A 20,684-nucleotide genomic window follows, 5' to 3' on the forward strand; every position below is an offset into this window, starting at 1 on the left:
TACTCAAAAATCAATTCTAAAATCTCAATTCGTATTCAATGACACCTCTAGTATCATCTTCAAAATTACTTGAACCTCGAATGATGAAATTGTCGTTAAGACGATAGCGAAAACCAAATTGAGCAGGCAGATCGGTATTGAGAATTTTGAGTACAGAAAAAGAAATATTATTAGTTAAATCGATCGCAGCTTCTCCAGCTAAACCAATAATGCGATCGCCTTCTCGTTTTTGGTCGATAATTTGAGTGGGAAAGAGACGAAATTCACTCAAGCCAAAAGCATCGCTAAGTACTGTATTGAAACTACCAAATAAGGCTGAACCAGCTAAGTTTGCTAGTCCTAAAGTACTATCTCCTCGACCTAAAGTATCAACAAAACTTCCTCCTAAAAGTGCTAAGATTTCTGTTTGACTACGGGGAGGACTACTGGTTAGTTCAATGCTATTAGTCAGTTGACTAGCTAATCCTTTGACTCTAGCGGAAATACGAACAGTTTCTAAAGTTCCAAAGCTAGAGGCAGGAATATCATTAATTTCAGCAGAAAGTGGATCGTTAGGAATTGGACTGCGAGTAGTTTCTACGGCTGAACCAACTAACCTAACATCTAAATAAGGATCGAGTCCATTGTTACGCGAGAAACGAGCGGTATTGGGATAGCCTCCTGCTAAACTTAATTGAGTGGTAAAAAGATTGACTTGACCACGTTTAAGAGCAATAGTTCCTTCTGGGAGAGGGAAATTAAAAGTTCCATTGATCGTAATTTTGCCTGTAGCGGTAAAGTTTGAGATTGGAGGTTGAATGATTTGAATATTTTTTCCTAATTGGATTTGTAGGTTTTTGTATTCAGTTAAAGCAGCAATGCTGTTATCTTCGACTATAGTTGCATTCTCAGCCGTTGTAGTAGTATCAGCAATCAGAATAGAGCCATTCGTCAAAGTTAAATTTCCTGTCAAATCTGGTTCTACTGCCGTTCCCAGAATTTTGAGTTGTCCTGCTACTGCTCCTTCGTATAAACCTTTAAGATCTACTATTAAGTTATTAAGATTAATAGTTAAAGGATTTTTTTGAGTTTGGTTTTGAGTTAGTGGAAGAGTACCCATTGCCGAGATCTTGCCACCACCAAAATTACCTTGGAAACTTTCTACTTGAATGCGATCAAAGTTGAAGTTGATTTTGCCATTAACTTGAGTCAAATAAGCATCGGGTAAAGATCTAACTGCTATTTTTCCCTGATTAACAGAGGCTTTTCCTTTGGCGACTAACTTAGTAGGACGATTTTTAGCTTGGTCAAAATTACCAGAAATATCGAGACTAACTTCTCCTTCACCATCGATCCAATTTACTTCTCCACGAGAAAGAATATTGAGTAATGCCAATCCTTCGTCGGTGACATTCAGTTGTAAATTCAAGCGATCGCTATCGGGAATAGTTTTAGAAAAAGGTAATTGATAGGGAATACTACCTGTAATCGTTAGTGGATCGGCATTGGGAGCAACTACACTACTGGCAAAGAAGTTTAAACGGGAATCATTGTAACTAAAACTACCTTGGGTTGATTGGATCGAAGTTTGATTGATAGTTGCGTCGTTAACATTAATTTCACCTCTAGCTTGGGGATTAGCTTGACTACCTGCTAGGGTTGCACTAGCATTAATATTTCCGCCAAAAACTAAATCTGGGGGTAAATTAACAAATTTTTCAATTAAACTAACAGGAACATCGAGTAATCTTAATTGACCTGATTGAGTTTCACCACCAAAACTTCCTGAAAAAGCAATTAAACTGTTATCTGATTGAATACTAACGGGTAACAAAGTCAGAATTCCATCTTGTAAATTACCATTAGCAATGATTCTTTCAGCAGTAAATTGTCCCCATTGCCATTGTCCGCCCTGAAAGTCAAAATCTGCTGTAATTCCTTGGTTTAAAGAACCATTAAAGCTTAGTTTGCCATCAAATTTACCAGTTAAGGTTTTTAATTCTGGAACAAAAAATTGGTCTTGTTCATTTTGCTGCGCTGAATTTAACTTAGCTTGAATTTCTGCCAACTTTTGCAATTGTTGAAAAATTGTCGCCTTGGGTGTACCTACAGTAAAGAGAGATTCAGGCGGTTGAGGAGCAGAAGGTAAAGGAGGTTGGTATAAATCTTTGGTTAAACCATAGTTGCGATCGCCCCAACCTTTGGTTAAATCAGTTAGTTCAAAAATTTCTAAGGCAATTAGTACGTCTTGAATTTGTCCTTGTTCAACTGTAATGTCTCCTTTAAAGGCAAAATCGTCTGGTTGTTGAATTACATTGCCCGCAATTTGATAAGTGCTTTCTCGTTGTTGAAAGCGAACATTTTCTAAAGCAAAATTACCATTAGCATAATCAAAATTTCCTGTCAAGCGATCGCCTTTAATCCGACCTAAGATGGGATTGGTGATGACAATGTTTTCTCCTGATGTTGCTAAAGTATTGAGGTTAGTTATAAATTCTCCTGATAGCGTTCCTGTTAAAGGTTGTAGGGCAACTTGTTCAGGTATATTAAAATCGGGATTTTTGACGGCGACAGTTTTTAATAACTCAACTGGAACATCTCTAGCTTGGATTTGAACAATTTCTCCTGTGCCTGTACCTACTACATCCAGTTGTTGATGTTGCAGCAGGAAAGACTCGGGGAGAAAATTTTCTCCCAAAACCAATTCAATTTTGTCTTGATTGTTGCCACGAGATGCTTGTTGTCCATTATCAATTGCGAGTCTTGCCCCCTCAGTAGGCATCACGGAAACTGTGCCTTGTAAAGTAGGATCGAAGATCAGATTTTCGACTACAAAGTCACGTACCAGTAAATCTCCTTCAATTTCCATCGCTGAAGGAATTCCGCCAATTGTTCCTGTAAAATCTACTCTACCTGAATAATCTAAATTAGTTGCCCAACTGGGAAGAGTAAGACGAATTTTGTTAACATCAATCCATTGGGCTTGGTTCACATCAAAGTTGAAGTCAGTCACGGCTGCTAATTTATCGGGAATATCGCTAAAGAAAGATTTGTCTAATTCCAGATAACCAGTCGCATCTAAACCATCGCCTTTTGCCTGTAAAACATCTAAACGTCTGCCATCCCAAGTAATTGCTGCACTAAAAGGTTGTTCGAGTAGATCGATTCCTTGACTAAAAGAAAGATTCCCCTTAGCTACTACCGCCGTCGGACTAATATTATTAACATTTCCCGTAACATTTAATTCTCCACCTAATTGTCCATTTAATTCCAACTCATCAGAATTAGGATCGGCAAATAAACTTAGATCGACTCCTTGCGGAATTACTAGGGTTTGAAATCTGCCATCAGCGATCGCAAGATTATTAAGATCAAACACTCCTTCAGGAAGAGTTAAACTGGCATCACCTTTAGCTTTAATGCCTTCGGGAGTAATATTATCTACCGTACCCGCAACTTGAAAATTACCATTAACTAAACCTGCAAATTGCTCGGGAGTTTCAGAATTTAATTCTTTTAATTGAAGATTAGTCGCTTGGGCAAGGGCATTCCAATTATTACCTCTAATCTCTAATTTATTTACCTTAACATTGCCTTGAGCTAGAGTTAAATCACCAAAACCATCAATGATTGTTTCCGTATTCGGTTTACTCTCCACCTTTCCTGTTAACAGAAAATTACCACTCAAATTATCATTAAATTCTGAAGGAACTTCAGGAAATAATCTTTGCAGACGAAGATTCTCAGTATTTAAAGCTGCTTGCCAATTACCATTATTTAAATCAATTTCAGGAATAGCAATTGTACCCCCAACAGTAGTTAAATTTGCCTTACCTGTAGCCAAGATTCGATCTATCTCAACCGCATTGTTTTTACCTGAAACTTCAAACACACCATCAACTAAACCCTTAGCAAGAGTAGGCGCACTATCCTTACCAATCGGCAGACTACCAAATTCTACTCCATTGGCTTGCAGTTGCGATCGCCATTGACCTGCGCCATAATTGAGGTTATTAACCTCGACTGTACCATTGCCCAGCGCAAAATTACCCTCACCATTAACCACTCTTAAAGTAGCCAAATCATTAGCTTGAGCTAAAAATCTGGCATTTCCAGCCATATTCCCAATATTGACAGGTAAATCATTGTTGTAACTACGAGCTAGTTTTGTTCCTGGAATATTGTTCGCTGCCACATCGAAAATCAGATTTTGTTTTCCCGCTAGTTCGATAGTGCCATTGCCTTGAACTACCCCACCAATTTTGGGATTACCTTGAAAAGAACGAACATAGAGATTATTGCCAATCAAATCTAAGTTGGCTGTAATTTTATCAAAATCTACGCGATCAATTCGACTAGGAGTAGTAGTTGCAATGGCAAAACTAGTTACAGGATTCAACAATGAACCTTTAATCGCAATATTTCCTGCGATTTTACCTTTAATCGGAATTGGAGGTGGTTCTAACTCTAAAGCTTCAATGACTTTCTGTGCTTCAACAGGATCAGTTTTAGCAGTGAGTTGATATTCTCCTGGTTCATTAAAATCCAAACTACCATTGACGACTCCCGTAACTTCACCAAAATTAGTTTTAACCCGATCAAAAGTAACTTCAGAACCTTGAAAATGTAATTCTCCATTACTATCTACAAATGGTTTAACTAACTCAGGAATTTGTACAGTTGCCTGATTTAATTTTGCCGTCCCAGTAAGATAAGGTAGAGGGTCATTACTAAGTTTAACGCCAATTTCGCCATCGACTGTACCTGCTTCAATTCCTAAAGGTAAAGCGAGTAAATTACCTATTTCTGTTCCTGCTAATTCCTTGCCAATAACATTCAAATCGATAATATCTGTTTCAGTATTTCCCTCTCCAATTACATCAAAACTTCCTCCTTGATTTAACTTTCCTTCAACATCAAACTTAATTAAATCTTGGTCAGTTAAAATCTGAATTACACCTTGATTAATCTGACCTTGAACTTGAGGCTGTAATTGTTTAGTCTCTTTATTACGAGCTACTAAAGTAAGATCGGCTTGTTGAAGAATAACCCTTTGAACATCGACTTTAAAACCTTGTTCTGAAGATGAAGCAGTACCAAAATTAGTTGGTGTCCAAGTACCTTTTTCATCTTGTTCAATATAAATATCGGGTTTAACTAATGTAAGGTCTAAAGCTAATCTTTGTTTGAGTAAAGAGGTTAAGGATTTCCAATCAACTTTAACTGCCTCTACAGAAACAGTATCAGGATTATTTTCTGTTGCAGGAATAATACTTTCGCCAAAACGTGCCGAAGATAAAGATAAACTTTCTAATTGACCAATCTCTATCGGGCGATGAAGATAATCACCAACTTCTTGTTCAACTAAAGGTATCAGTTTACGAGAAATTAACCACCACCCATAGGTTAAACTGACCCCAGTACTTGCTAATAAAAAAATACCTACTCCCACTACTAGTTTTAGCCATTTACGAGATTGAGCAGGAGAAGGGTGATCAATTTTTGATTGTTCAGATTCTTTTTCCCAATTATCAGGGGATGGTTTTTTCATCTTTATGTTTTAATTAACAAGTAGATATTACCTTATTACTATGTCGTTCAAAATATAGAGCAGTTTTTAATTAAATCAACTTCAGCCAATCGTGGAGTTTATTATAATTTATAAATATGAAATTATAAATATTTTTAGCCTGATTTATAAACAAATTAATTAATAATTATAACTAAATTAATCGATAAAATGTTAAAGATATTTTTTTAAATTAACAACTTATTAAAACAAACAAAAATGAAAATTTCGATAAAAGTTAAACCAAATTCTCAGCAACAAAAAATTGAAGAATTAGCTGATGGCAGTTTAATAATTCGTTTGAAATCACCACCGAGAGATGGTAAAGCCAATCAAGAACTAATTGAAATGTTAGCCAAGAAATTCCAAGTTGCCAAATCACAAATTACGATTAAAGCTGGTTTATCCAGTAAAAATAAGTTGATTGAAATTGTTTAGCAATAACTTGACAAAAGCTATTTTAATTTTAGCGTTAAGCAAAAATCTCAGTTAAATTTTTTTGTTAACTTAATGACACTAGATTTCTGGTTGAAGACAAGTGGGACTTGGATCAATATTCTGACAGTATTAATCGGTACGACTATCGGCTTAATTTTTCGTAAACGTATCCCTCAGAAAATTCAACTAATTATTACTCAGGGGGTGGGTTTACTAACTCTTTGGATTGGTTTTAGCATGACTAATAACCTCGCTAAAGTACAAGCAGGAAAAATCGATGGCACAATTTTAGGCTTGTTTGCCATTATTTTAGGAGGTGTTATCGGAGAATGGTTAGAAATTGAAGATAAATTAGCCAACATCGGTAATTGGTTGAAGCAAAGATTTCGAGGTAAAGGACGATTTACAGAAGGATTTGTTGCTAGTAGTTTACTTTTTTGTGTCGGCCCAATGACTCTAGTAGGTTGTCTTAATAATGGTTTAACTGGAGACAATACTTTACTCTCTCTCAAAGCTACGATGGATGGAATTGTAGCAATCGCTTTTGCGAATATCTATGGTGTTGGAGTTGGTTTTTCTTTATTAGTAATTTTATTCTATCAAGGAGGATTATCTCTGCTAGCAGGATTATTAGCAAATGTTATCAGTGATCCAGCTAATGATCCTCGGATTTTTTTGGTTACAGGAGTAGGAGGGTTAATGATTATTGGGATTGGAATTAACTTATTGGAAATAAGCAAAATTCGGGTAGCTTCTTTTTTACCAGCGATCGCGATCGCGCCGATCGTTTATCAGTTAATATATTCTTTAAATATTTAAGCAAAGAAAATTTTTTGACGATCAATTCCTTGCAAAACTCCCACTTCTCCTATTCTTTGAACTATTTTTGCCATTTTGTCAGCAAAATGAATTACATAAGGTAAGCGACTAACAGAATAACCACTAGCTGGATTAAGCAAACAAAGGCGATCGATTTGTCTAGCTAAAATTTCTAAGGGTGCATCACCATAATCTCTCAATACTTGTAAAGGACGCGCACTTCCTCCTGCTTTTGCCTCAGAAGTAACAATTCGGAAAGTTTCACCATCATGAGAAAGTACTGCTGTTCCTGGTAAAACATCAATTAAATTACCTGATGTTTGCTTAATCACTGCCATTCTTCCCGCACCACTTTTTCTGACTCCTAAAAGATCGACAGCAATGTGATCTTGTTGAAGAAGAGCGATCGCGCTTTCAAATTCGTCACGTTGTACAATGCCATCTCGCAGTAACAAGATTCGTTTAGGAAGTCGGTTTTCTATTCTTTGAAATCTATTGATAATATTCGCAACAGTATTTAAAACCGCTTGTCCGCTTAACTTTTCTCCTGGTTGTGCTTCGGGTAGTTCCCAACCCAAACTCTGTCCGTTCGCTAAAATTGCAAAAGCACTAGTTCCGTAATACAAATTTCTATTTGTTCCTGCATCAAAACCAATTACTAACTCTGCTGCATATTCATCTTGTAAAGGTTCTAATCCGACTGGTTGCCATTTTGCCTTAAGCAACAAACCTAAAATAATATTAACTGCTCGATAATTGTCTGGTTTAGACATTGGTTGCATAAACTGAAGAGCAATGTTCGCTTCCAAAGCTTCTCTTTGAAGTCGAGATTTTTCCGTGTTTTGTAGCCAAGGAGTAATTACTAAAACTGTGTGAGTTCCTTGGTTTGCCCAATCTTGCCAAAATTGTTTACGAGTTAATAAACTATCGGGTAAATCAGTTGTTTTCTTAGCTGGTTCTAATAAAATATCTACACCACTTTTTTGAGCTAAATCTTCTAGCTTATTTCTAATCAATTCTGACCAATCACCATTTCCAGTTAAATCTAAACAACCGAATTGTTTTTCTCCTGTACGAAAACAACCTTGTTTAAAACTTGCTTCCGGTCGATAAACTTTTTTGGATTTAGTTATTAGCAAAGGAAATTTATTTCTCAACATAATTCCCTCGGCTTTTTGAGGATTTATTTGTTTCTCAACATGATATATTTTACTAGCAAGCCATTTAGCAATATCTCTTCCTCGGTCAAAACGAACTTGAGAAGATTGACGAATCTGTTTAAATACTTTAGCTGCTTCTTGTGAACCTCGATCTTGTAAACAACTCAACATTTCCATTGTGATGCTAGGTTGAAGTCGAGTAGAAAGATGAGGTATTTCTTGATTGCCTTTGCTACTGACGTAAACCACTTTTGCATTGCTAATTTCTGTTTCTTTTGCTTGATTATTCTCTAGATTTCGATGATAATCAGCTAAACTTCCCGAAGGTATCATAACAGTTTCAGGATTTTCATCACTAATTCTCTCAAATTTCCAAGAGCGATCGTTATAAGTATTGCGAACCCAATTTATTGATAGATCCGGATAAGTTTGCAGCCATTGCTCAAGTGTCCAAGAAGTATAAAAACGATGATGAATATCAATTTCGGTAAGAACTACTCCTGAATGATGAATAGAGATATCTAAACAAACTCCTGTATGAACTTCCCAGCCTAACCCTTGTAAAATAGTCTTATCTAAATTCCACCAAATAAATCCTCCTTCTGGCGAATTTTCGAGCCGATACTTTTCAGATGTTTGTCGAAGTTTCCAACCTAACCAACGTCTTTCTAATCTTTCTAAAGCTTCTTTTTCGTTAGAGTTATTTAAATCTAATAATTGTGTACCTTGTGGTTTTAAAAGCCAATTTTCACCCTGTAAATATCGCTCTGCTATTGGTTGCTTTGTAATAATTGTTGAACCAAATCTTACTCCTGGTGTGCCAATATTCCAGGTAATTCGATTAATTGCTGAATATTCTTTTCCTGGTTCTGGAGAAGGATTAAATGTGTAGGTGTAAGTTTGGACAGTTCTTTCAGCTTCAGTAAGACGTTTAACAGGAAAACGATTGAGAAAAACTTCAACAGCAGAATTATTCATTAAATCAATTAATTTTTAATAGCTCAAAATTATATCTATACTTTTATTAGTAATCAAGATTATTCAAATCACTTATTTTCTTTAGGTTTAAGTGATAAAATATTTGGATTATTTTTATCTTCTGACCATTTGAGAGGATTATTAACAATATATTGGCGAATGTTATCTAAAGAACCATCATTGCGAATAATGTGTTCATAAAATCTCGGTTGCCAAGCAAAATTATTATAATTATTCTGTTTACACCATCTTGTTACAGAAGATTTATAAGAACGGATAATTGTACTAAGCGAACCAGATTTTGGTGACAATTTTGACATTATTTGCGATAAATCATCATCATTGGGTGTAGAGACGTTCCATGGAACGTCTCTACAGGGGTTATCGGGATTATCGATCACTATAATTCCGTGAATATGATTGGGCATAATGATATATTCATCTAAATAGATGTATTTTGAATGCTGGGGTATTTCCAACCAAAATTTTTGGGCAATTTTACCAACAGAAGATAATTGCATTTGATGATTAACAATATTACCAAAATAGCTAATTTTTTGATGGGTACAAATTGTCACAAAATAATAGCCATTAGCAGCATAATTTCTATTAGGTAGTCTGATTGATTTACTACGATATTGGTTTTTATATAATGTCATGGCTGCACAGGGGACATTAAATATTGTAGAGACGTTCCATGGAACGTCTCTACTCTACACATCGATATTATTAGGCTACCCAGATTAATTATAAATTATTCAATTCCTTCGATTTTGTCTTCAACTTCCTGATACAATTCCCGCAATCTGTCTAGGTTTTCTTCAGAAGTTTCCCAGTAACCACGACCATTAACTTCGAGTAGAGTACCGACAATTTTACGGAAGGAGTTAGGATTGAGGTTCATCAGACGCTGACACATTTCAGGATCATCAATAAAGGTAGTGTTGACATCTTCATATACCCAATTATCAACAGCATCAGCCGTTGCACTCCATCCCATGGTATTAACTAATCGTTTGGAGAGTTCGCGGACACCTTCGTAACCGTGACTCAGCATTCCTTCGTACCATTTGGGATTGAGTAGTTTGGTACGGGCATCTAAACGAACGGTTTCGGAAAGGGTACGGATCTGGGCGTTAGCGGTGGTAGTATCGGCGATGAACGCAGTGGGTTTTTTCCCATCATCGCGTAAGCTTGCTACTACTTTGGTGGGGTCGGAATCAAAGTAGTGAGATACGTCAGTCAGACTAATTTCTGAAGAATCAAGGTTTTGGAAAGTAACTTCCGCAGTTTTGAGTGATTTTTCAAAAATCTGACGATTTTCTTGCATTATTCCTGGGTTATCAGAATTAAAAGCGAAGGATTTACGATTGAGGTACATATCCTGTAATTCTTTTTCTTCTTCCCAAGTGCTATTTTCAACAGCAAGGTTGATATTAGAGGAGTAAGAACCAGAAGAATTGGAGAAGACACGGGTTGCTGCTTGACGCAGATTAATTCCCATTTCTTCAGCTTGTTCTAAAGCGTGTTTGCGAACGAAGTTCATTTCTAAAGGTTCATTAGCTTCGGCTGCCATTTTGACGGCTTGGTCTAACAAGTTCATTTGATTGATAAACAGATCGCGGAAAACACCAGAACAGTTAACTACTACGTCGATACGAGGACGACCTAATTCTTCTAAAGAAATTAATTCCAGTTTATTCACCCTACCTAAGGCATCGGGTACGGGACGCACACCTACCATCCACATAATTTGGGCGAGAGATTCACCGTAGGTTTTGATGTTATCTGTACCCCAGAGAACACAAGCGATGGTTTCAGGATATTTTCCGCCATTATCTAGCTTTTGTCGTTCTAAGAGACGGTCTACGACGATTTTTGCTGATTTTACTGCTGCTAGAGTCGGGATCGATTGAGGATCGAGGGCGTGGATATTTTTTCCTGTAGGAAGAACGTTGGGGTTGCGGATGGGGTCGCCTCCGGGTCCCGGTAAGACGTATTCTCCTTCTAATGCTTTTAGCAGTCCGCCTAATTCGTTATCGGCACAAATCTGTTCTAGACAAAATTCTAGATATTCAAACAGGGGTTTGAGTAGTTCAGAATCGACGTTTTTGTAACCATGTTCGTGTAAAGCTGTAATCCAAGGTGCTTTTTTACCCAGATTAAAGAAGTTGAGTTTAGAAATCATCGAAACTCTTCCTTCGGCATCGATTTGGGCTTTAACTAAGGCAGTCACAGCAGCGCGAGTTGCTTGAGTAATTTCTTGAAATAGTTGAACGTCTGCTAAAACACCACGATCATTATTAGCGTAGATTTCTTCGATATCTCTGCCGATGCTTTGGGCAATGATACGAGGTAAAGAAACAATTTCTTCTTCTTCTCGATCTAAAGAAGCTATATTAACTAAAGTTGCGATCGCTTCTTCGGCAGTAGGTGGTTTACCGATGACGTGTAAGCCACAGGGTAACAAGCGAGATTCGATTTCCATTAGTTTTTTGTAAACTAAACCGACGATAGTATCCCGTTGTTCTTGAGTCATTTCTTTGGCATCGGTTTCGGGGAGGGTAATGTCTTTGTCTAGGTTGACAATGCGACATTTATCGATAATTGTGTCGACAATTTGGATACCTCTTCCACCGTCTTTGAGGGTTTGGTAAGAACCTATTAATTCACTTAGTTCTTGTAACCCTTTATATAGTCCTGCATTTTCTGCGGGAGGGGTCAAATAAGAAATGGTTTCGGCATAACTGCGACGTTTAGCAATGGTTGCTTCCGAAGGATTGTTAGCTGCGTAGTAATAGATATTGGGAGTACTACCAATCAAACTATCAGGATAGCATTCTCCAGACATACCCATCTGTTTTCCTGGCATGAATTCTAGAGAACCATGAGTACCGAAGTGTAGTACTGCATCCGCTTTCCAAATGCTTTCTAAGTAGGTGTAGTAGGCTGCAAAACCGTGGTGGGGAGAAGCGGAACGAGAGAATAGTAACAACATGGGGTCGCCTTCGTAACCAAAGGTAGGTTGTACCCCAATGAAGACGTTACCGAATTCCTTACCGTAAATTAAAAGGTTTTGTCCATCACTATTAAGATGTCCTGGCGGTGGCCCCCAATTTTCTTCTAACTTAACTGAATAGGGAGTCAATCTTTCATACTGTTGAACCGACATCCGATAGGCAATATTTAATTCAGGAGAAGCGTATTGTGCCTGGGCATCATGAATGACTGCTTCCATTAATGCTTGCGGAGAGTCGGGTAAATCTTCAACATCGTAACCATTCCCTTTAAGGGCTTTCATTACTTCATAAATCGACCCAAACACATCCAGGTAAGCAGCAGTTCCGACATTTCCTTTATCAGGAGGGAAACTAAAAACTGTAATCGCTACTTTCTTCTGTAACTTAGGCTTTTTACGCAGAGTTGCCCATTTCATTGCTCTTTGTGCGATCGCTTCAATCCGATCCTGTAGGGCGATCGCTCTACCTGTAGAACCATCTCTACCAGATACAATAATCGGTTCGATTGCCCCATCTAGTTCGGGAATGGCAATTTGTAAGGCGACTTGAACTGGATGTAATCCTAGTTCGCTGGCTTCCCATTCTTCAGTAGTTTGAAAGACTAAGGGTAGGGCAACCATGTAGGGACGGTTGAGGCGTTTTAAGGAGTCAATTGCTTTGGGATGATCTTGTCTGGCGGGACCTCCTACTAAGGCAAATCCTGTCAAAGATACCACTACATCTACTAAGGGTTGGGGTTCAGTTCCTTTAAGGGTATCCCAGAAATAAGTATCGACTGGTTTAGAAAAGTCTAAACCACCAGCAAAAACGGGAATTACTCTCGCACCCATTGCTTCTAGTTCCTGTACCATCGCTACATAATGGGCATCATCTTGGGTAACTAGGTGAGTACGTTGTAATACTAAACCGACACAAACGGCTAAAGGATCTTTTAAATCTTCTGAAATATCTTGACGACTATTAAACCAGTTGAGGTATTCTTTGACATCCTCAAACATCTTTGGTGCTAAAGGATGCCAGACACCCATGTCTGGATATACTATCGGTTCGGCGTAAGGAACACCTCTACTTACTGTTTTATCTTTATAAACATATTTATCAGCCAGCATCAGCAGGAAGTTTTCTAAATTCTTTGAATTCCCTCCTAACCAATACTGGAAACTCAACATAAAGTTTCTAGCATCCTGTGCTTTTTCCACAGGTAAGTATTTTAAAACATTAGGTAAAGTACGCAATAACTTCAGCATCGCATCCTGGAAAGAAGCCCCAGAATTTTCTTTCCGCTTACGCATGAACTGAGAGATCGCACTTTTGGATTGCCCTAACTGTGCCATCGAAAAGCTACCTAATTTATTGAGGCGCATTACTTCAGGCATTGAAGGAAAGATAATCGCAGCATCCAAGCGATCGCGGTGAGGTTGCACTGCTGCGACTACTTTTTGTGCCAAATCTTCGATAAAAATGAGTGAAGCAATAAATATATTAGCTTCCGCTACATCTTCCTTAAAATTGGCGTAATTTTCTTCATCTCTTAATTCTTCAATTAAGTAACCACTCAGTTCAATCGCTAAATAAGGATTATTACTATTGATTGACCTAGCTGCTTCGGTAAGCGTACTCTGATATTGAGGCTCTAGCACGACATAGACCACCTTAAGTAAGTCACGTCCATTAAGTGCTTCAGGGGTTACGCGACGAATGGTGGACTTGACGTGAGTGAACATATATTGATTCTCCTTAAATTTATGCTGGCGAATTGCAATCAGATTATGTTCGGGTAAGATGATTATTTTTTACCCAGATTAATTATGCTCTGTTAAGTGTTTGTATCAAAAAACGTTGTGCAAATGTCAGCATTACGCTGATTTGACACAATTCGATAAAAATTATGAAATATTTTGCAACAAATATTGACAAATTATGTGAGTGTTTACTGCAGTATTTTTAACAAATTTTAATAAAATAAATATTGACGTTATTTATATTTTGTGTTATAAAAACTGGATTAAACTTCAAACGCTGGAATGTTTTTGCCAAAAGAGATTTAGCCTTGGCGATCGCTGTACAAAAAATTAAAAATCTTCCTACTCGTCCGACACCGATACAATTAGAATTAATAGCTGAAGCTTGGAAACCTTGGCGTGCGGTTGCGACTCAAATTTTGTGGCATTATTATTTAAATTGCAAATAAGTAATTATTAATCGAGATTTGCTGGCAATTTTTTCAACACAGCTTCAACATGACCTTTAACCCGAACTTTGTCCCAAATATAAGCTATTTTTCCTTCTGGATTAATTAAAAAAGTCGAGCGCACTACTCCCATGTATTCTTTACCCATAAATTTTTTTAGTCGCCAGACACCATAAGAATCAATAATTTGATGTTCTGGATCGCTGAGTAATTGAATTGAGAGTTGATGTTTATCTATAAACTTGCCATGAGAAATTTCTGAGTCAGGACTAACTCCTACAATTTTTGCATTTAATTGATCAAATTGATTTTGATAAGCACTAAACTCTTTTGCTTCAGAAGTGCAACCAGGAGTATTATCTTTAGGATAAAAATACAAAACTAACCATTGATTGGCAAAGTCTTGGAGGCTAATAAGATTACCATTTTGATCTTTAGCCGTAAAATTTGGTGCTGATTGTCCGATTTCGGGCATATTACTGCTTAATTTTGTAATTTGTACTCAATATCGACTTTTTTAATTTGATTTAGATGATAAATATGTTTTTATAGTTTACTAACAGAGTGAATCACCACATTTAATTAAAATTATCTTTCGAGAGATTCAGATATTAAAAAGAGATGTTAGCCTAAAAAAGCATTAACCAAACAGTTGTTTTGGCGTGAAAGAAAGGAGCAGCAATAATGGAATCCCCTCTTGATTGTACGAGTGCTAACTTTGAGAAAGTTGCGATCTCTAGATTCCGCTCTTTAGTCAAAGAACTTCCTGAAACCATGAAAGTTTTTCGAGAACCTTGGGGTTGTTCGACGGTAATTTGTCTTGATTGTGAAAACTGTCCTCAGTGGTGTTCGTATCTGCAAGAAAATTCCAGTTTTCTTGTTCAGGCTGTTATTAAATTAGGATTGGCTAATTCAATAATTTTTAGAATGGGAAAAAAAACTCTTGGCTGGATCAGAATTGATCGCGACTAATCATAGCCAAGTTTTACTTTTTTCTCAAATTAAGCTGAGGACTTCAAAAAAAAATCAAGCTAAAGCTCTGAGCATATGGTAGGTAATGAGTAACTGAGTCAAAGCAAGAGGATAACTTTGTAGTGTTTCTCCTGTTGTTCCGATTACTTTACCAATTTCTTGATTTCCTTCCAAACTACAAAATTGACCTAAATAAGGAACATCATTACACATAACCCTTTCTAATTCTTTGACTTGCTCGACAGTGGCATGACCGTCAATTTCTAAAATATCAACAGGTTTACCCATATCTCGGTCTAAATCAAGCCTAATCGCAGAACCTAAATGATTACCTTCCGCGGTTAAAATGCGAGTAAGATCGGGATGAGGAATAGTCGGTCTGAGGATTAAACGAACATTAAGTAAAAGATTATTTTGCTCAGATTCTTTACTGGGAGGATAAAAACTAACCACTACATCAGCCCACTGACGTTGAGGACGAATATAAGCTTCTGAATCGGGTTCTCGTTGTCGTAGTTGCTCGATTACTTGTTCTTCAGTATAACCTCGTTTACGTGTATCCCTTTTAATTTTCCAGGTAGCACGTAAAGATTCCGGAGGAGCTAGATAAACTTTGACATCATAGCTGTCACGCATCGCACGAGTGGAATAGCCTAGTAATCCTTCCACAATTACATATTGACTTGGTTTAATATATTCTGGTGGATCGAATTCCCCCGTACTGTGATTGTAAATTGGTTTAAGAATCGATTGTCCGTTACGCAATAAATTGAGGTGTTGTTCAATGATGTCTAAATAGTTACAATCTGGATGTAGTGCAGATATTCCTAGTTCGGCTCTTTGGCGACGGTCGTAACGATGATAATCATCTGTACAGATTACTGTTACATTTTCTTCTCCCAAGACTTGAGCAATTCCCTGTGTCAGAGTTGTTTTACCAGCAGCACTATCACCAACAATACCAAGGACAATTGGTCGATTATTCATAATTCTATCTAATAGTTTTATTTATTTCGTAGAATAACATTCTGGTTGCTTTAAACAAGATTCTCATGATTGAATCTTTACCTTTATTATTTACTCTCAACTGTTGGTAGCGAAATCGCAGTTGGTTAATTTCTAATGTTCGATAGTGCTGTAAATATTTTTTTGACTACCCAATAAATTTTAATTTTTTGAACTTTGGCAATACGCGCCCAAATGCGGATGTCAAATACAGATATAATCATCTAAACTAAACGATCTATATCTAGGATAAAAATAGTAAGATTTGATTCAGATTCTTGAGGTACAATCGCAACATGACTAGCAATCTCTAAAGTATCAGCATGACGATAAGAGTTTGGTAAAACCCGAATTTGAGCAAGACTTACTTCTAACAAAATTGGAGTTTTCATTACAATTATCCCTAAAGGTTCACCTGCAATCCCTTTACCACTGAATGCCTTCGTGATAACAAAATAGCCTTGAGATTCAGACTCGTTTAGCTGACTAGTTTTAAATAGTTTCTGGTGTAAATCGACAATCGTGATTTCTTCGTCACCTAAATGACTAATACTAACGTGACTTAATCCACTACCGTAAGTCGGTTGATACCTAATTACTTTTTTAACTTGTTCGACAGGTAAAGCTAGGGTTAACTTTCCCATCTCAAACACCAATAATTTGAGAGTACCAGCAGAAATAGTTGTTAAATTATCAGTTGCGATCGCTTTTGCTAACATATTAACCAAAATTTAATTACGAATCAGATTAAGAATGGCTGGGAAGAACTCTTCTTCGACATAGGGTTTAGTAAAATAAGCTATTGCTCCTAATTGTTGAGCTAAATTACGATGTTTTTCGTTGGTGCGTGAAGTAAGCATTGCTACAGGAATTTTGGCTAACTTTACTTCTTGACGGCGAGCGGTTAAAAACTCAAAACCGTTCATATTAGGCATTTCAACATCACAAATAACTAAGTTGACTTGAGGATTTTGTTTGAGTTGTTCTAAACCTTCTTGTCCATCTCTAGCTTGTAAAACTCGATAACCCTTCTTTTCTAAACTTAATGCCATGGTTTTTCTTAAAGCTGAAGAATCATCAATGACTAAAATGGTTTGAGTTGGTAGAGTTTTGGGAATAGCAATAGTTTTCTGCACAGAAGGGTTTAAGATTTTTTTGAGTTCGACGAGAAATTCTTGTTCGATATAAGGCTTGGTAAAATAGGCATTAGCTCCTAATTGCATCGCCAAACTTCGATGTTTGACTCCACTACGAGAAGTCAGCATCACAATAGGAATATTGCTTAATTCAGAATCACGACGACGCACTCCTAAAAATTCAAAGCCATTCATATTAGGCATTTCAATATCACAAACGATCAAAGCGATCGCAGAATTTTTGCGATATTGTTCTAAAGCCTCTCTTCCGTCTTTAGCTTGAACTACGCGATAACCACTTTTTTCCAGACTTAAAGCCATAGTTCGCCTTAAAGCAGTAGAGTCGTCGACAATCATAATAGTTGGTGATTGAATCGTCTTGCTTGTAGCTGGAAGAATATTAGTTGATTCTGTTGAAAGTATTGAATGATCTAATTCTGCTGTTGTTTCTGTTAATTCTTCTGAGGCAACAGAAATATTGCTAAATAAAGGAGTAGTAGTTCTAGTGGTATCGTTGCCTTGAATTCGGTCAATTAAAACATTGCCATTGATCACAGGAATCAAAGTACCATCTCCCATGATCGTACAACCATAAATATAACTAGGAGGTGTCAATACTTTCCCAAAAGGTTTAATAACTAATTCTTGTTCGGTAATTAAAGAGTCAATTTCTAAAGCAAATAGTTGTTGTCCTTGACGCAAAAGCAACAGAGGTAATCCCCAATCTTTAGGTGCAGCAACCGTTTCAAAAGCTTTGCTTCTTAAGTTAACTGGAGGAAGTATACAATTGTAGTGAAGTACTTCCTTAAGACTATAAATTGGGATTAATTGCTGCTTCAATAAGAAAAATCTTTTGCGACTTGAAACTTTTATTTGTTCCTCAGTAGGGATAATAATTTCCTCAATGTTATCGGAAGGCAAGGCAAAAGCTGTTGAACCCAGAGAAACAACTAGCAATTTGGCAATAGTTAAAGTTAGAGGCAATCTCAGGGTAAAAGTTGTTCCTTTACCTGGCACAGAATTAACCTCAATTGTTCCTTTGAGTGCCAAGATTTGAGAACGAACCACATTCATCCCTACCCCTCTGCCAGAAATTTCGCTAACTCGATCCGCTGTTGAAAAACCTGATTCAAAAATCAAATTGAATAATTCTTGTTTTCGAGCGTGCGTAGCTTCTTCGGTCGATAATAATCCTTGTTTGACTGCTTTATTAGCAATTTTGGTTAAATTTAACCCTTGACCATCATCTTTGACTTCAATTACAGTCTGGTTACCTTGATAATAAGCATGAATTTCAATTTGTCCTTGTTCAGATTTACCTTGCTGTTGGCGGATTTCTGGAGTTTCAATGCCGTGATCGAAAGCATTCCGTAATAAATGCAAGAGAGGATCGTATAGTTTTTCTAAAACTGCTTTATCAACTAAAACTCCTGTGCCAGTCATACTGAGATTAACTGGTTTTCCGTATTGATTGGATAAATCCCGTAAAGTTCGAGGAAAACGTTGCAAAATTTGCTCTAAAGGCAACATTCTTGCCCACATCAACTCATCACGCATCTGTGACAGCATTTGACGCTGTTGTTCGATGGTTTGATTAGATTGTTTAGCAAACAAAGTAATGTCTTCGACACTTTCTTCTAGCTGCAACATTTCTTCTAAAATGCCTTGTAGCAAAGAGTGCAAATGACCATAACTATCCATTTCCAAAGAATCAAAATCTGTTGCTTCTCCGACTTGCCGAGAATTAATTTGAGGATGAGCTAAATTGTAGCGTTCTGACTCAATTAACAAGCGATCGGATAAATCTCTTAATTTGATTGTAGTGTCTTGAAAACGGAAAAATTTACGAACTAATACTTGTAAGTTATCTTGTAGCTGCTCGTTTTGCAAAGATAAACTATTCCGATTAATTACTAATTCACCAATCAGATTATTCATCCGTTCTAAACGATCTAACCCAACTCTCACAGTCAAATGGGTAGGAACAACAGGTTGATTTGTACTGACTTGAACTGGTTTTGATTGAACTTTAAGAGGTTGATTTTGCTTGGTTGTAGGCAAAAGGGAAGTAGTATCTTCTTCTAAAGAAGGTAAATGTTCAAAAATTTGTTCAATTGATTCAATTGCTGCTTCTAGATTTTGTGGAGGAAGTTCATTTACTTGAGAAGATTGTGGTTTTTCTTGCTCGTTGTTAGTTAAATCAACCGCACCGAAAACATCATCTAAAGAGGGATTATTTTCTACATTTTGAGGTAATCCTAAATCTGTTTCTGTTTGAACTTCAACTGAACCAAAAACATCGTCTAAAGAAGGATTGGTTTCAAGATTTTGAGTAAATCCTAGATCTGTTTCTGTTTGAACTTCAACTGAACCAAAAACATCGTCTAGCAAAGAATTATGACTATCAATGGCACTATCTAAAATCACCTCTTGATTAACAGAAAAATTATCAGTCAAGTTTTCGCTAATCGTTTCTCCCACAGTATTAGGTTGATCTACAATTTCGTCAAATAAATTTTCAAAAGAAAAATCATTAGTGGTAGATAATTCGTTCTGTGGGGTAATTGTCGATTGAAATAAATCCTCACTAACAAAATTATTATGAACGTTACTTTCCGTAAGTGCCAATAAAGTAGGAGATGGTTCTCCACCTCTTTTGCGATCGCCTGCTAAAACTTGTTCTCTTGCTTGTTGACAATCAGCGATCGTTAGTTGCAGAATGTCTAGTTTTAGTTCTGGATATAGATTGAGTGCAGTAGTAGCAGCTTGAAGAATTTCGGCAAAGCCAGACAAATTAAATAGTTCGGCAAATCCGTTGAGTAGATCGATTTGTGCATTCAATTCACCAATCACATCATAGTTGTCAGGATTAGTTAATACTTCGTAGAGATGAGTAAGAGATTGGGCTACATCTACTTCAAAGATAGAAGCAACAATATCGACTCCTAAATCATTAGCACTAGGAATATAATTATCGGATTCTTGTAAAGCATCTCCTAACAGAGTTTCTAACTGAGCAAAGATTGGTTCGGCAGTAACTAAGGCAAATTCTGCGTCAAAACTGCCCATTTCCATTTGTTCAACCAAAGGATTTTTCAAGCAATCGTATGCCTGTAGAAGTAAATTTTCTAGTTCAGGATCGAAGTTAACTTTTTCACTATAAAGAGCTTTAAAAAAATCTTCTAAACGATGGGCTAAGGTTTTAATCGCATCTAATTCAATACTAGCTGCCCCTCCTTTAATTGAATGAGCAGCACGCATCAACTCGTGAACCCTAGGCGTACTATGATCTTCGCGCAGATTAAGTAAACCTGTTTCTAGTACCTGCAACAGTTCTTGAGCTTCTTCGATAAAAAACCGATAAGCTTGATCGCGGATATCAGGATTAAGAGACATGGTTTGCTGCTGAGGTAGAGT

Annotated in this window: 11 protein-coding genes and 1 pseudogene; 4 read left to right on the forward strand and 8 right to left on the reverse strand. The window is 36.9% G+C overall.

Features of this window, described 5'->3' with window-relative positions; translation table 11 throughout:
• Nucleotides 1-16 precede the first annotated feature (16 nt).
• Nucleotides 17-5,530, reverse strand: coding sequence for a translocation/assembly module TamB domain-containing protein (locus tag STA7437_RS21650; protein ID WP_015195529.1), 5,514 nt, complete (start codon nucleotides 5,528-5,530; stop codon nucleotides 17-19).
• A 237-nt stretch (nucleotides 5,531-5,767) separates the two neighbouring features.
• Here STA7437_RS21650 and STA7437_RS21655 point away from each other — a divergent pair, with 237 nt between their 5' ends.
• A complete protein-coding gene (locus STA7437_RS21655) occupies nucleotides 5,768-5,986 on the forward strand; it encodes a DUF167 domain-containing protein (RefSeq protein ID WP_015195530.1) in 219 nt (72 codons plus the stop codon).
• A gap of 72 nt (nucleotides 5,987-6,058) precedes the next feature.
• Nucleotides 6,059-6,805, forward strand: coding sequence for a DUF554 domain-containing protein (locus tag STA7437_RS21660; protein ID WP_015195531.1), 747 nt, complete (start codon nucleotides 6,059-6,061; stop codon nucleotides 6,803-6,805).
• On the opposite strand, the gene STA7437_RS21665 is transcribed toward STA7437_RS21660, so the two are convergent.
• The 3 genes from STA7437_RS21665 to STA7437_RS21675 form a co-directional block, all read right to left on the reverse strand.
• Nucleotides 6,802-8,943 (reverse strand): argonaute PAZ domain-containing protein, encoded by a 2,142-nt coding sequence (locus STA7437_RS21665; protein ID WP_015195532.1) that lies wholly within the window; start codon nucleotides 8,941-8,943, stop codon nucleotides 6,802-6,804. The genes STA7437_RS21660 and STA7437_RS21665 overlap by 4 nt on opposite strands.
• A 68-nt stretch (nucleotides 8,944-9,011) precedes the next feature.
• Nucleotides 9,012-9,602 (reverse strand): transposase, encoded by a 591-nt coding sequence (locus STA7437_RS21670; RefSeq protein WP_015195533.1) that lies wholly within the window; start codon nucleotides 9,600-9,602, stop codon nucleotides 9,012-9,014.
• Between the two features lie 95 nt (nucleotides 9,603-9,697).
• Entirely contained in the window at nucleotides 9,698-13,687 is a 3,990-nt protein-coding gene (locus tag STA7437_RS21675) for a magnesium chelatase subunit H (protein WP_015195534.1), read from the reverse strand.
• A 311-nt stretch (nucleotides 13,688-13,998) separates the two neighbouring features.
• Here STA7437_RS21675 and STA7437_RS21680 point away from each other — a divergent pair.
• Nucleotides 13,999-14,154: pseudogene (locus STA7437_RS21680) on the forward strand (DNA-3-methyladenine glycosylase 2 family protein); the annotation flags it as partial.
• 7 nt (nucleotides 14,155-14,161) lie between these two features.
• Here STA7437_RS21680 and bcp read toward each other — a convergent pair.
• Nucleotides 14,162-14,629 carry a thioredoxin-dependent thiol peroxidase gene (gene bcp / locus STA7437_RS21685; RefSeq protein ID WP_015195535.1) on the reverse strand — a complete coding sequence of 156 codons (468 nt, stop codon included), beginning with the start codon at nucleotides 14,627-14,629 and terminating at the stop codon, nucleotides 14,162-14,164.
• 209 nt (nucleotides 14,630-14,838) lie between these two features.
• On the opposite strand from bcp, the gene STA7437_RS21690 reads away from it, so the two are divergent.
• Entirely contained in the window at nucleotides 14,839-15,126 is a 288-nt protein-coding gene (locus STA7437_RS21690; RefSeq protein WP_015195536.1) for a hypothetical protein, read from the forward strand.
• 54 nt (nucleotides 15,127-15,180) lie between these two features.
• On the opposite strand, the gene STA7437_RS21695 is transcribed toward STA7437_RS21690, so the two are convergent.
• From STA7437_RS21695 to STA7437_RS21705, 3 genes are all read right to left on the reverse strand, one after another.
• Entirely contained in the window at nucleotides 15,181-16,113 is a 933-nt protein-coding gene (locus STA7437_RS21695) for a phosphoribulokinase (protein WP_015195537.1), read from the reverse strand.
• A gap of 242 nt (nucleotides 16,114-16,355) precedes the next feature.
• Nucleotides 16,356-16,850: a chemotaxis protein CheW gene (locus STA7437_RS21700; RefSeq protein WP_015195538.1), complete on the reverse strand. Its 495-nt coding sequence runs from the start codon at nucleotides 16,848-16,850 to the stop codon at nucleotides 16,356-16,358.
• Between the two features lie 12 nt (nucleotides 16,851-16,862).
• Entirely contained in the window at nucleotides 16,863-20,663 is a 3,801-nt protein-coding gene (locus STA7437_RS21705; RefSeq protein ID WP_015195539.1) for a hybrid sensor histidine kinase/response regulator, read from the reverse strand.
• Nucleotides 20,664-20,684 lie beyond the last annotated feature (21 nt).

The sequence above is a fragment of the Stanieria cyanosphaera PCC 7437 genome (assembly GCF_000317575.1).
Classification (GTDB): domain Bacteria; phylum Cyanobacteriota; class Cyanobacteriia; order Cyanobacteriales; family Xenococcaceae; genus Stanieria; species Stanieria cyanosphaera.